The sequence below is a fragment of the Halobacillus sp. SY10 genome (assembly GCF_045401165.1).
Taxonomy (GTDB): domain Bacteria; phylum Bacillota; class Bacilli; order Bacillales; family Halobacillaceae; genus Halobacillus; species Halobacillus aidingensis.
The window spans coordinates 376,142-389,668 of record NZ_CP174345.1 but is presented as its reverse complement, the minus strand read 5'-3'; the positions used below and the strand labels follow the sequence as shown (position 1 = coordinate 389,668).

14 protein-coding genes are annotated in these 13,527 nt (G+C 44.5%); 7 read left to right on the top strand and 7 right to left on the bottom strand.

Features of this window, described 5'->3' with window-relative positions:
- Positions 1-49: 49 nt before the first annotated feature.
- From ACJA3J_RS02070 to ACJA3J_RS02050, 5 genes are read left to right on the top strand one after another with little or no spacing between them, the layout of a single operon-like run.
- On the top strand, positions 50-1,276 hold the full coding sequence (locus ACJA3J_RS02070) for an ABC transporter substrate-binding protein (protein ID WP_244157278.1): 1,227 nt from the start codon (positions 50-52) through the stop codon (positions 1,274-1,276).
- On the top strand, positions 1,257-2,108 hold the full coding sequence (locus ACJA3J_RS02065) for an ABC transporter permease subunit (RefSeq protein WP_406945398.1): 852 nt from the start codon (positions 1,257-1,259) through the stop codon (positions 2,106-2,108). Before ACJA3J_RS02070 ends, ACJA3J_RS02065 begins: the two co-directional genes overlap by 20 nt.
- Positions 2,105-2,905 carry an ABC transporter permease gene (locus ACJA3J_RS02060; protein WP_406945397.1) on the top strand — a complete coding sequence of 267 codons (801 nt, stop codon included), beginning with the start codon at positions 2,105-2,107 and terminating at the stop codon, positions 2,903-2,905. The genes ACJA3J_RS02065 and ACJA3J_RS02060 overlap by 4 nt, the downstream gene beginning before the upstream one ends.
- Positions 2,902-3,867 carry an ABC transporter ATP-binding protein gene (locus tag ACJA3J_RS02055; RefSeq protein ID WP_406945396.1) on the top strand — a complete coding sequence of 322 codons (966 nt, stop codon included), beginning with the start codon at positions 2,902-2,904 and terminating at the stop codon, positions 3,865-3,867. The genes ACJA3J_RS02060 and ACJA3J_RS02055 overlap by 4 nt, the downstream gene beginning before the upstream one ends.
- The gene (locus ACJA3J_RS02050) at positions 3,864-4,508 is read left to right on the top strand and encodes a TVP38/TMEM64 family protein (RefSeq protein ID WP_406945395.1); all 645 of its coding nucleotides are present in this window, start codon (positions 3,864-3,866) and stop codon (positions 4,506-4,508) included. Before ACJA3J_RS02055 ends, ACJA3J_RS02050 begins: the two co-directional genes overlap by 4 nt.
- 623 nt (positions 4,509-5,131) lie before the next feature.
- Here ACJA3J_RS02050 and ACJA3J_RS02045 read toward each other — a convergent pair.
- The 5 genes from ACJA3J_RS02045 to ACJA3J_RS02025 form a co-directional block, all read right to left on the bottom strand.
- Positions 5,132-6,214: an FAD-dependent oxidoreductase gene (locus tag ACJA3J_RS02045; protein WP_406945394.1), complete on the bottom strand. Its 1,083-nt coding sequence runs from the start codon at positions 6,212-6,214 to the stop codon at positions 5,132-5,134.
- A 55-nt stretch (positions 6,215-6,269) separates the two neighbouring features.
- Positions 6,270-6,587 (bottom strand): thioredoxin family protein, encoded by a 318-nt coding sequence (locus ACJA3J_RS02040; RefSeq protein WP_089654526.1) that lies wholly within the window; start codon positions 6,585-6,587, stop codon positions 6,270-6,272.
- A gap of 72 nt (positions 6,588-6,659) precedes the next feature.
- Positions 6,660-7,475: a DUF368 domain-containing protein gene (locus ACJA3J_RS02035; RefSeq protein ID WP_089654525.1), complete on the bottom strand. Its 816-nt coding sequence runs from the start codon at positions 7,473-7,475 to the stop codon at positions 6,660-6,662.
- Positions 7,476-7,725: 250 nt separating this feature from the next.
- Complete coding sequence (locus tag ACJA3J_RS02030) at positions 7,726-9,240, bottom strand: BCCT family transporter (RefSeq protein WP_406945393.1); 1,515 nt, start codon at positions 9,238-9,240, stop codon at positions 7,726-7,728.
- A gap of 201 nt (positions 9,241-9,441) precedes the next feature.
- Positions 9,442-10,008 (bottom strand): nucleotidyltransferase domain-containing protein, encoded by a 567-nt coding sequence (locus ACJA3J_RS02025; protein WP_406945392.1) that lies wholly within the window; start codon positions 10,006-10,008, stop codon positions 9,442-9,444.
- Between the two features lie 126 nt (positions 10,009-10,134).
- On the opposite strand from ACJA3J_RS02025, the gene ACJA3J_RS02020 reads away from it, so the two are divergent.
- Together ACJA3J_RS02020 and ACJA3J_RS02015 are read left to right on the top strand one after the other, a co-directional pair.
- Complete coding sequence (locus ACJA3J_RS02020; RefSeq protein WP_406945391.1) at positions 10,135-10,686, top strand: GNAT family N-acetyltransferase; 552 nt, start codon at positions 10,135-10,137, stop codon at positions 10,684-10,686.
- Between the two features lie 90 nt (positions 10,687-10,776).
- Positions 10,777-12,285 carry a BCCT family transporter gene (locus ACJA3J_RS02015; RefSeq protein ID WP_406945390.1) on the top strand — a complete coding sequence of 503 codons (1,509 nt, stop codon included), beginning with the start codon at positions 10,777-10,779 and terminating at the stop codon, positions 12,283-12,285.
- Positions 12,286-12,346: 61 nt separating this feature from the next.
- Here ACJA3J_RS02015 and ACJA3J_RS02010 read toward each other — a convergent pair whose 3' ends face one another.
- Together ACJA3J_RS02010 and ACJA3J_RS02005 are read right to left on the bottom strand one after the other, a co-directional pair.
- Positions 12,347-12,478: a hypothetical protein gene (locus tag ACJA3J_RS02010; protein WP_406945389.1), complete on the bottom strand. Its 132-nt coding sequence runs from the start codon at positions 12,476-12,478 to the stop codon at positions 12,347-12,349.
- 22 nt (positions 12,479-12,500) lie between these two features.
- Complete coding sequence (locus tag ACJA3J_RS02005) at positions 12,501-13,517, bottom strand: AimR family lysis-lysogeny pheromone receptor (protein ID WP_406945388.1); 1,017 nt, start codon at positions 13,515-13,517, stop codon at positions 12,501-12,503.
- Positions 13,518-13,527: the final 10 nt, after the last annotated feature.

Below are 13,527 nucleotides of genomic sequence, written 5' to 3'. Positions count from 1 at the left end.
AGGGATTTTTGTAGTACCCATATAATGAGAATCATAGGGGGAGATTCGGTTGAAGAAGTTTATACCATTTTTCCTGCTGGCGATTCTGTTTTTGACAGCCTGCAGTGAAACATCCACAAATAATAAAGATTGGACAGAAGCTTCGTGGGAAGAGATCGAAGCAGCGGCAGAAGGAACAGAAGTCCGCCTGTACATGTGGGGTGGGGATGAAGGAATCAATGCCTACATTGATGACTATGTCGCACCACAGCTGGATGACCAATACGGAGTCTCGCTGAAACGCGTCCCCCTCGACACGCCGGAGATTTTACAGAAGCTCCAAACAGAAAAACAAGCGAATAAACAAGACGGCTCCATTGATGTGATATGGATCAATGGAGAGAATTTCAAAAACGCGAAAGAAAACGAATTGCTGATGGGTTCTTTTACAGAAGTTCTGCCTAATTTCAATGATTACTACAATACGGAAGATCCAGCTTTCCAAACGGATTTCGGGACAAAAGTGGAAGGAATGGAAGCACCCTGGGGCAAAGTCCAGTTCGTGTTTCATTATGATTCAGAAAAAATCACCAATCCTCCCGCTACATTCGAAGAATTACAAACGTGGGTGGCTGAAAACCCTGGTAAGTTTACCTATCCGACAGCTGAAGAATTTACAGGCAATGCGTTCTTAAGACACGTCTTATACGCTCAAGCAGAAAAGCCTTCGGATATTTATGAGCAATCCTTGGAGGAGAACAACATCACTCCAACTGCTGAACGTACGTGGTCCTATCTTAATGAAATGGAAAACGACCTATGGCGCTCAGGAGAACATTACCCAAACAGCCTGACAGAATTAGACCGGTTGTACAGCCAGGGGGAAGTATGGATGACGATGGGATATAACGAATCACGGGCCGAATCATTGATTGAAGAAGGCGTATTCCCTGAATCTACACGTTCGTTCGTCATGGAACCAGGATCCATCGGAAATACGCATTTTCTCTCTATTCCTTTCAACAGCCCGAATCAACCTGGTGCGTTGGCGGCCATCAACTTCATGCTTTCGCCAGAAGCCCAACTGGAAAAATATAAACCGGATGACTGGGGAGAGAATACGCCGATCAGCTTTGACCAATTACCTGAAGACATAAAAGAGGAATTTAAAGCTGTCGAACGTGGGGAAAGCGTGTTATCAACAGAAGAACTTGAAGAGAGCTTCCTGCCGGAGTCAGAAGCCGCCTATGTCGACTGGATGAAGGAACAGTGGTTCAATGAAGTTGTTCAAAAATAGAACCTTCCTTCTCTTTCTTCCTGCGGGCATTTTTTTGATCATCCCTTTCTATGGATTCATCCACGCGGTCATCCAAAGCTTAGGTGGAGAAGGGCTCGCCCATTACGAAGAGATTTTAAACTCAGAACGGTTTCTTTCTTCAATGTGGTTTAGTATTCGAACAGCAGGAATAGCTACGATCGTTTCCATTATCCTTGGTCTTGGTTTCACAAAGTGGTTTCACCCATTGTTAACCAAAACCTCTCCCAGGCTGATGGTTTGGATCCCGATGCTTTTCCCACATTTCGTATGGGGGTACATGGTCATCCTCATACTCTCAGAAACAGGTTGGACGACCCAAGCCTTTATAGCTGCCGGCTGGCTTGAAGATACATCACACTTTCCCGTCTGGACCCGGGATCCGCAAGGCATAGGGATCATCATCACGTATGTATGGAAAGAAATCCCCCTTGTTATACTGCTGCTTCTTCCTGTGTATGCATCCATCCACCCTGAGTATTACGCTCTTGTAGACAGCCTTGGGGGAAACGCGTGGCATCGATTTACTACGGTCGATCTCCCAAACCTCCTCCCTGTTCTCGTGGAGTCATTTTTGATCATCTTCTCCTTTACTCTGGCAGCCTATGAGGTTCCAGCTCTGATCGGCACCACTTTCCCGGAGATGTTATCGGTGCTCGGGTATGAGTGGTTTTATGGAAGCTCTTGGGAAGACAGGCCATTGGCTTTTGCCGCCATGGTCCTGACTAGTTTATTTCTCCTGGTGCTGACCTTGATGAGCTACTATGGGTTAAGCAGGCCCAAATGGAGAGCGATGAGGAGGGATCGACCATGATTCGAAAAAAAATGTTGTTTTTTATTTTGACCTTGTTTTTTTTCATCATTCCGCTAACCGTTTTGCTATTGCAAAGCATAAGTGCTCCTTGGCGCTTCCATACGGGACAAGGCATAGACTGGGGATGGCAAGGGTACTCCACCCTCTTTCAGAATCCTCAATTGTGGGAAGCGACATTCATATCCATCGGGATTGGGTTTGCTGTACTGTTCATCAACGTCGCGATAGGTTTGTTTACAGGAAAAGCTCTAACCTCCTACGCTTATCGTGGAAAAGCCTGGCTGGAGGCTCTGCTTTTATCACCGATTTTGATTCCATCCTTAGCCATTGCGATGGGACTCCACCTGTTCATGATTCGAGTCGGTCTTGCAGACACTATTTGGGGCGTGATGCTCATCCATTTAGTTCCAACCGTGCCCTACAGCACCAAGATCTTTCATAACAGCTATCAGCAAATCGGAAAAGCGATGATGGAGCAGCCTCACATTCTTGGAGCAGGATTTTGGACACAGGTCTTTACGGTAGAACTCCCTTTACTCAGACCTGCAATCCGGAGTGTCACCTTTTTAACGATCGTGATCAGTTTGAGCCAATATGCCATCACCGCCATTATCGGTGGCGGCCGGGTGCTGACATTGCCATTGGTCTTTTTTCCGTTTCTCGAAAATGCCAACACGTCAATCATGGCTGCATTCTCGATCTGGTTCGCACTCATCCCAGTTTTCATGTACATCATCATTGAAGCTTTGATGATGTTTCTCCCCTACTCTCGATTGCCATGGAGGAATCATCGATGACACAGACGAAATTAGAAATGATAAACATTACAAAAACCTTTAATCATGACAAGATTTTGAATGAACTGACCTTCCACCTTGAGAAAGGTGAAATCATGAGCATTGTCGGACCTTCAGGCAGTGGAAAAACGACCCTGCTCCGTATACTTGCAGGGCTTGAGAAGCCGACCGATGGCGAAATTATCATGAATGGAAGAGACATTACGAAACAGAAAGCGAACCGGCGCAGCATCAGCCTTGTCTTTCAGCAGCCTTTGCTTTTCCCGCATATGACCGTAAAAGAGAATATCGTTTACGGAGCAAAAGTTTCAAAAAATTATAAAGAAGAAAAGATTGAATCTTTACTGGAAGCGATCGGGATGGCACGTTTCCGTGACCATTATCCTTCTGAGATTTCCGGCGGACAGCAGCAGCGGACAGCCCTCGCCCGTGCGATGGCTACGGAACCTGAAGTAATTCTGTTTGACGAACCCTTCAGTAGTCTGGATCCATCTTTAAGACAGGATCTTAGATACTGGGTGCGTGACTTCCTTGCATCGAGAGAAACGACCGCGGTTTTCGTTACACACGATATGGAAGAAGCGATGATCATGGGAGACCAAATCGCTGTCTTTGAAGACGGGAACTTCCAACAGATTGGCACAGCTGAAACGTTACACAAGTCGCCTGCCAACATGAGAGTCGCTACCTTTTTAGGGGGCCATCTCATTTTGAATGATCACGAATTCGCCCCTTTACATGCCGTACGAGTAGGGACTCAAAAAACATCAAAAAATGAGGTTAGCTTCCACGCAACTGTCGAGCACATCACTTACCAGCATGGGCGGCCGGTGGCACATTTATATGTCAACAATCTTGAGAAGAAAATATCAATACCTATCGACGAAACGTTCCCCACACGGGAAGTCCAGGTAACCATTCCGGCTGGTTCCATCCAGACCTTCAGCGGAGAAATTCTATGAACAAGAAAAACATATTACGGACCGCTTTGTTCCTTGGCCTATTTATTGCTCTTGCTTGGTTAGTTCGCTCCCGGTTTGACGTAAGTGCGGATAACATCCGCTCCTATATTCTATCTTTCGGCGCCATAGGACCACTCATTTTCATGGGGCTGTATGCCATCGGCCCCATCGTCGTGTTTCCTACCTCCGTTCTCTCGCTCGCCGCGGCTTTCGCCTATGGGATCTGGCCAGGAATGCTATATATCGTCATCGGAGCTACAGGAGCCGGTGTCACCGGGTATATCATGGGGAGATTTTTCGGAGACTCTGTACTCAAATTCCACCAGTCGAAATGGGCAGGGAACATATACGAGCGGATGCAGGGACAAGGTTTCCTTTATGTATTCATCCTGCGTCTTATTCCCCTTGTCGGATTCGATATATTAAGCTATCTAGCAGGAATGACGAGAGTGAAGTTTCTCTCTTTCGTCCTGGCTACGGTGATCGGGATGCTTCCCGGAACATTCGCTTACAGCCTGGTCGGAACAAGCCTTGCAAGCGGAGACCGTACACTGATTCTCGTCGCCTTCAGTGTCTTCACCCTCCTCCTCGTCACCACCTACCTCTTCCGCAACAAAGTACGAACCTGGCTAAAACTATAAGCATTATTCAACTATTTGGCAGGATTCTTGAAGACTCAGTTTCGAGATTTTTTTGAGTGGATGGGGCTGCGGGGAATGACTCGCTTTCCGCGGGAGCGCGGTGAGCCTCCTCGGACTGCGTCCTGTGGGGTCTCACCATGCACTTTTTTCCCGCAGGAGTCTCCCCATTCCCCTCCGCCCCTTTGCCATGGAAGATTCTCGAAACCACTTCTGGAAAAATCAGCTTGTATGATTGAGGGAAGTGGATAATATAACCCCCTCCACAGCGGGCATTCACAACGTAAATGCTTGATACAGGGCGCTTTTATTCCTGCTTAGGCGGGAAGAGTGGGAGAAACTCCTTCTCGGTATAGGGATTCGTTTCTCCCTTACATGGAATGGGGTTGTTGGGAAGCTGCGAGACTCCCGTAGGAGAAGGAGATAGGCGAGATCCTGCAGGACGAAGTCCGAGGAAGCTCGGCGCTCCCCCACAGGAAAGCGAGTGGCTTCCCAACAACCCCTGACTCCAAATATGGCAAACGAACCCCGGTTATCTCGAAACTGAGTCTTCCAGAAAAGGGAGCTTTAGTAAAAAAAGAAAGAGTCTTTGAGAGTATCCTGAGGGGACGGTTCAAAGACTCTTTTTACTTGTATTTAGCCATGAATTCACGATCAATTTTATTTTTCAACTGCCACGCCTTCTTATTGTGCGAACTGACCGGTCCATATACAAGAAACCCTTTCTTCCCGCCTGTTGATAGAATATAAAGGGCATTCTTTTGTGGAACGAACGAGTCCAGTGGTAAACCGGAAAGGTAGCTTTTCAAGTTCTGCCAAAGGACCGGCCCCTGTCTTACGGCATACACACCACTTTTCGGAAGGCTCGGGTAATCAATCATTGTGACACAATCACCAGCACCAAAGATGTAATCATAGTCACGAAATTGCAGGGTCGATCGTACAAGTGCGAAGGAACGTTCATCTATAGCGAGTGACGACTTTTCAAAAAGTGGATCACCAATGGCTCCCCCCAGCCATAATACACCCGTATGGCGAACTCGATTTCCGTTGTCCGTTTTGACGAATTCTTCAAAAACCTCTTCGACACGTTCGTTCTGCCAGACACGGACCCCTTTTTTCTCCAGTAACTTTTTCAATCTTGCTGAGACCCACTTCGGTCCATCAGCAAGTATTCGATCAGACGTGATTACACGAACTTGGCCGGGGGTTTTGTGTTTATCCTTATAAGCTTGGATCGACATGGCAAGCTCTGTTCCAGCCGCACCACCCCCAACAATCAACGGTTTTGTCGTCTCTCTCAACGTTCTAATCTGATCTGTAAATTCGTAATTCGGCTTAATTGTTCGTGCAGCTGAGTCCTCAAACGATAAGGGTAAACTTTTAGAACCAATATCGAAACTTACGACATCAAAGGGATAAACGGATCCATCTTCACACACGATCTTTTTTTGTTGCGGTTTTATAAAGGCTGCTTTCTTCGGAATCCAATGGACGTTGGCCACATTCGCTAACTGACGAATATCAACACGAATATCCTCTTCAGAATAAAGACCTTCTGTGTATCCTGAAAACATTCCTGAATAGTACTGATAAGGCGAAGGTGTAATCATACAAACATCGACCTGCCTCCAACTTTCATTCCGCAATCGATTTAATATTTCCAAGTGAGCATGACCTGCGCCAACGAGCAATAACCTTTTTGACAAGAGAGCACCTCCTTACAGAAAACGTCCACATGGCAGGACCATGTGGACGCGTACTTTAAAGACTTGCTTGTAAAAACTCCTCTACTTCTTCTGGAGTTTTAGCATTCGCACTATGAAGATGGGCTTTTTTGTTGCCATCTTTAAAAATGAGGATGCTTGGAATCCCCATCACTTCATACTTTTCTGCGATCTCTGGAAGTTCATCGCGATTGACATTATACCAATCGTATCCATTATATTCCTCTAGGATGTCTCCGATAAACATATCCATGCGTCGGCAATCCGGGCACCAGTCCGCTTCGAATTTCACGATGACCGGACGGTCGCTTGCAATTGTTTCGTTGAACTTATCCGTTGTATGAATGGCTTCCATCAAACTCAATCTCCTTTATAAATAACTACTTCTTATCATACCCAAAATGTATGCATTTGTCTTTCGTCAGGCTTACTTGTATTCCACCCTGCCCAATAGCCATGCAGCAAGCAGACCTCCAAGGAATGCAACGATACTGACAAGCATCATCACTCCCGTGCCAGGCACTCCAGGAAAAATAACGAATACAGAACCAATAACCAGACCAATAATGACCGCGAAGGTCCCAGACGTATAATTTTCAAGGAAAAACTTCACAATCTTACTCATCACAACGATACCACAGACGATTCCTGCACCTACAACGGCGATGATATCAATTCTGAAATCAGAAATTCCTGAAGTTACGGTCGTATATACTCCGATAATCAATAGAATAAATGAACCGCTGATTCCAGGTAGAATCATAGCACTGCTGGCAATCCATCCGGAGAAAAACAACAGAATATATCCGGCAAACGATAAGTTTTGCATTGGTTCAGACTCTGCTGTCTGGAAAAATGCCATGGAGGCAACTAAGACAGCTCCGATCAGTAGTAACAAAAAGTGTTTTGCTTTAAAATTATGCTTTACATCTGCTTTATGTGTTAAGTACGGCAACACTCCGATAATCAGGCCCAGGAAGAAAAACTGGGTCGGCCCCGGGTAGTGTTCAAATAACCACTCGATCAAGTTGGCCATCAAACCGATGGCGATAACCACTCCAATTCCAAGTGGCAATAAAAATTTCAGATGTGTTTTCCATTCTTTACTAAAAAAACCGTTAATGGCTTCAATCAGACGGTCGTAAATGCCGAGAACGACTGCAATCGTCCCTCCACTTACACCTGGAACGACATCACTCGCTCCCATCAGCATCCCACGATAAATATTTCTCCATTCCCACATATCTCTGGCTCCTTTTATATCTAACCCATTTCCTTTTTATTCTATCAGATTCCTCTAAGCTTTTATGATACATTTTCATGAAAAAAAACACAAAGAGTTCAAGCCTGGATCCATTCCTTTGTTATCGACACTTCTTAAATAAAAAGGCATCCAAGGAATCTACCACTCTTAAAATGTAATACGATATCTATCAATGAGGAGATTAATGGAAGAAGGAACTTCCGCTTCTTGACGCGAAAGTTCCTTCTGATTAGGCTGATGTTTTTTCTTCTTTATCCTTACCTCGATCAAGCGCGATTTTATCTGCTCGAATTGCCTTGTACAAGGATACGACCATCAAAATCATGATGAAAGAGAATGGAAAAGCAGCGGATATGAGCGCGTTCTGCAGCGCCTGTAGTCCACCGGAATATAATAGTACAGCGGCCATGGACGACTGGACAATTCCCCATACGAATTTAACCATCGTAGGTGGTGTTAGGGAACCATTTGTCGTCTGCATCCCCAATACAAAGGTTGCAGAGTCTGCGGATGTAATAAAGAATGTCCCGATCAATACCATCGCGATAATCGACAGGATCAAACCTAATGGGTAATTATCAAATGTTCCGAACATCACTTGTTCTGTAGCTAGATCGGAAAGCCCGCCTTGATCTTGTTGGACTTTGATCGCAGAAGATCCGAAAGTTGAGAACCATAGAAAACCTACAGCAGACGGCACGAGTAGAACACCTGATAAAAATTCCCGGATCGTACGTCCTTTGGACACACGCGCGATAAAGATTCCTACAAATGGGGACCATGCGATCCACCATGCCCAGTAGAAAACCGTCCAGTTGTTAATCCATGTACGGTTTTCTTCATTGTTCGGTGCAAGACGGAAACTCATGGTCGGCAAGTTTTGTAAGTAAGCACCGATCGTATCTGTAAACATGTTCATAATAAAAAGCGTCGGACCCACAATCAACATTATGGCAAGCAAGGCTAAAGCTAGAACCATATTTGTATTACTTAAATAACGAATCCCCTTACTCAATCCCGTATAAGCGGAAATCATAAACAAAACGGTAACGACGGCAATGATGAGCAACTGAATACCGAATGAATCTTCAAGCGGTGTTAAGAACGTCAACCCGCCATTGATCTGTGCTGCACCAAATCCAAGGGTCGTCGCTACACCGACAATGGTCGCAAACACGGCTATGACATCGACGACTTTCCCCCACGGCCCATTCATTTTATCTCCGAATAAGGGCTCAAGTGTTGAACTAATTAAAGCTGGTGCTCCTCGACGGAACTTGAAATAAGCGAGGACTAGAGCAACGATTGCGTAGATTCCCCATGCATGAACTCCCCAGTGGAAGTACACGAATCGCATGGATTCATTCAGAGCGGCTGCTGTCCCTGTCTCTGCGGTCGGGGCATTATTGGCATAAAAGTAGATCGGTTCTGCTGCTCCCCAGAAGACGAGCCCGATTCCCATTCCGGCACTGAAAAGCATCGCGAACCATGTTGCGTAGTTATAATCAGGCTGGTCCGTAGGCTTTCCAAGTTTCATTTTTCCATAAGGACTGAAAATCATATAAAGACAGAAAATCACAAAACCAGTAACGATCAGTAAGTAATACCATCCAAAGTGAACAGAGATATAAGATTGGATACTTCCTGTAATACTTTCAAGATTTTTGGGGGCAACCGAACCCCAAACGACTGCAAATAGTGCAATGGCTAATGTAACCCAAAAAACAGAAGTGACTTTTTTCATTGTTAACTCCTTTCCAGAACTTGTGCGTATTTTTGATACAAGGGGATGTTCATTCGAGGGGGTAGCGTTCGATGTATGTTTATCGAATACCCAAACCGAGAAAAAATAAACAATTCGTCGAATATTCCCTACATAAATATAGCCCAAAAGACGGATGTCTCCTGGGCTTTTATCATTTTATAAGTTTCTTAGAATGAACGTTCAATAGAGTAAAGCTTCCAGCCACGGGTGTTCAGGCTGGTGATGCATCAACGCCTGTTTCAACCACTCCTTCTGATGATCATTCATGAAAGGGAAGACGTGAAGAAAGTCCTCCTCGTCTTTCTCTGTTGTATAGGTTGATTTATAAAGAAGCACAATTTCAGGGTTCAAATACGAATGCCCATGTTCTGACTGCAGATGCATACGACTGATTTCGAATGTAATAGAGGGATCTCTTCTAAATTGCCAACGATGCTTGTTTTTTTCATTAAGGAGAATTTCTAATCGATGGCCCTCTTGAGAAAAGGCATGAATTTCATGGTCAGGAAGTGTAAGTGTCTCTCCTTCCCAACGCTTGATATCCTTCTTTTTGACGACATGTAAATCCCACGATTTCAATGCTTCGTATAATTCGTGTTGGTCTTCACGGAAAATGACGACTTCCACATCTTCGTGATGCCTCGTTTCTTCTCCGATATGAAGGTCAATGGCCCATCCTCCTGCAAACATCCATTCACTATCAAATTCACGTAACCATTGGCGGACTTCTGTACATTTTTCAAACATGCGAAACCTCCTCTTCATCATTTTGTCCGAGATTAAAATCTCATAACCACAATCCTGCGACAACTCTTTCTTTTGGAAAAGTTTTCTTATACGATGGAAAATAGATTAAAACATGGGGGAATGGATATGCTGAAAGGAAATCTTGTTGAACTCCGTCCTGTTTCAAAGGACGACTTGAAACATTTATTTAAGTGGGCGAATGATGAAGAAATAGCGAACCTTGCACATGGGAGCGACTCCGCCTATCAAAATAACAACCCGCAAGAAGATATAGAAGCTTCCTATGAAAAAAACCTCACCGCACAACCTCTTTGGGAAAATGGCCGTGTTTTTATTGTCTATACGATGAGTACAGGAGTGCCTATTGGAAAATGCAGCTACAGCAACCTCAATCCAGTGACAAGGGCAGCAGAAATCGGTTTGAGCCTCGGGGAAAGAGAATATTGGGGACGTGGATATGGCAGCGACATCATTCAAACATTGTTGAAACACCTCTTTTACACATTGAACCTTGAACGAGTTCAACTGGACACATGGAGCGGCAACACACAAGCGCTAAGACTTTATGAAAAAACAGGCCTCCAGACAGAAGGGCGACTCAGAAAAAATGAATATGTGGATGGCGCTTATTATGACACCATTCTCATGGGAATGCTTCGTTCCGAATTCAAGTTGTAAATGTTTTTCATAGAAAAATGTAGGGAATAACTAAATCGATCATTAAATTCTTGTTCATCTACTATCCATGTTTCAGGAAAGGAGTCCACGATGAAAGATCAACTTAAAAACCCTGTTTTTCTCATCTCCGCTACCGTCATCACCGTCCTAGTCATCGTAGGAGCGATCAACCCTGAAGGCTTCGGTACAGTCGCTGGTGCCTTATTTGAATTTACTACTGTTAATTTCGGCTGGTTTTATCTCATATCCGTCTTCGGCTTTGTCATATTCTTAGCTGCTCTCGGACTGAGTAAATACGGAAAAATCAAAATCGGGCCTCAAGATTCAAAACCTGAATTTCCTTTCTTTACGTGGATTGGAATGCTATTCTCCGCTGGATTCGGGGTAGGACTCGTATTCTGGGGAGTCGCAGAACCGATGAGCCACTTTTTCGAAACCCCCTTCTCAGATTTGGATGCCCAAACCGAGGATGCGGCGCGTGTGGCCATGGGCTATTCATTCTTCCACTGGGGGATTAACCAATGGTCCGTTTTCGCCATTGTCGGGCTGCTTATTGGCTTCTTGCAATTCAGAAAGGAAAAGAACGGGCTCGTATCTACAGCTCTTGAACCCGTGCTCGGGAAATCAAAGCCTGTGAAGTACACCATCGACTCATTAGCGGTCATCGCTACAGTGATGGGAATCGCGACTTCCCTTGGACTGGGAATCCTTCAAATGAACGGTGGATTAAACGCGGTATTCGGCATTCCGAATAGTACATCGATCCAGCTTATCATAACAGGCGTACTGCTCGTCTTATACTTAACTTCATCCAGTACTGGATTAGAAAAAGGGATTAAATGGCTTAGTAACTTGAACCTGGCCCTTTGCTTAGTTTTACTTTTATTCGTCTTCTTCGCCGGTCCGACTGTCTTTATTTTAAATAGTTTCACCTTAGGAATCGGGGATTATATTTCGAACTTTGTGGGGTATAGTCTAAGGTTGACCCCTTATGAAGGAGGAAGTTGGCTCCGGGATTGGACGATTTTCTATTGGGCGTGGGTTATTGCATGGTCTCCATTTGTCGGGGCCTTCGTTGCCCGCGTTTCCCGCGGCCGAACGATCAGGGAGTTCATATTCGGCGTCCTTGTCGTTCCACCGCTGATTGCTTGTCTATGGATCGCCGTTTTCGGTGGAACCGCCTTGAACAGTGACTTGAACAATGGAACAAAGATTGCTGAAGCCGTCAACAATGATGTGACGGTCGCCCTCTTTAAAGCCTATGAATACCTGCCTCTTACAGGGGTTTTATCCTTCTTATCGATTTTATTGATTGCAACGTTCTTAATCACATCTGCTGACTCAGCCACATACATTTTGGCAAGTATGACAACCAATGGCAGCCTAACCCCTGCCCTTGCCATTAAAGTGATTTGGGGTATCCTGATGGCAGCCATCGCGGGTGTGCTACTGGTCGCCGGTGGACTGGATGCCTTGCAGACGGCTTCCCTCGTTTCTGCTCTTCCATTTACAGTGATTATCATTCTCTTCGTTTATGCCTTTACAAAAATGATACGAAGAGAACCATTGCCCGAACAACGCAAAAGAAAGAATAATTGAGAACGAAAAAGGTGTCCTTTTCCAATAACGGAAGGACACCTTTTCTGTTTCATCCCAACTTTTAGATTTCTGGATTCTCTATACTCCAATAACCTCCGTCACCTGGGTCGTGGGTGGTCTTCATTTCTCCCATTCCCCATGCACCTGCGAGGGTCAAAAAAAGAACGAGAAATAATCCGGCTAACCTTTTCATAAAAGAAAACCTCCATTTATTTTTATATTCTTTCTAAATATGCTAGTGGAAGTTGGGCAAAGAAGTAATCCCCTTGTTCATGGATGAAACGATAATAGGAATGTTTGAGCATCTCCCTGTTTCCTTTAGCCAGACCCAAGTAACTTTCTTGAAAGGGCGTGAGTGATGGCAGGGAATGCAGAATATCCTGAGTCTTTTTATAATCTCCTCGTGCTAAAGCAAGGTGAGCTTGCTCTACTGGATCTGTGGTAGATATCCCTTCTGTTTCGTGATGAAAAGCAGATATGAAAGGAAGCGAGCGATTTTTCACTGTTTGCAAAAAACGTAAATGCCCATGTTTTTCAGCAATTTCCATAGACTTTAATAACGATTCCATAGAAGAATCATAGCCATTAAAAAGCTGGCATAACGCCAAATCATGATGCATGCGGCTTTTCCTTCTTGGAGATACTTCAGTGTTGATCATTTTATATGCATAACGACTCGCAAGAATGGAGTTATTGGTCTTCCAATAATGATAAAAAAGCAGCTCTTGATAACGTTGATTCAAGTAATAATACATCAAAGGCTCGTCTACTTGCTGAAGCGCCTGATCGCATTCATCCAAATACTTGTCCAAGGCTGTAAATACTTTCAAATCTTGATAAGAATAAACGAGGGTGAACAAATGAAGACACCGTAACGATGGATGCGTAAAATGGAGATCTTTTAATTCATCCAGATAATTTTTCTTTTTATCTCTACCCATCTGAGACAGGATCACCTGATACAAGTGCCCCGTCTCTTTATTTATGTAAGGGGAAGCAGTAATGACAGACAACTCTTCAAAAAAATCATTCATATAAAAAAATTCCATACAGACAATTTGTTCATCGATCGATGTGGGGAACTGGGAGAGGATGTGGTCTTTCGTCTGTAAGACAGCATCTTTTCGAGGGTACTTCCTTAAGTAACCCAGGTATACATCATATAAAGAGGAAGTGCGACTCATTTGAAGCTTTCGCAATGGGCTCGGTTCAATTAGTTGATAATCTGTCAAAACACTCGCC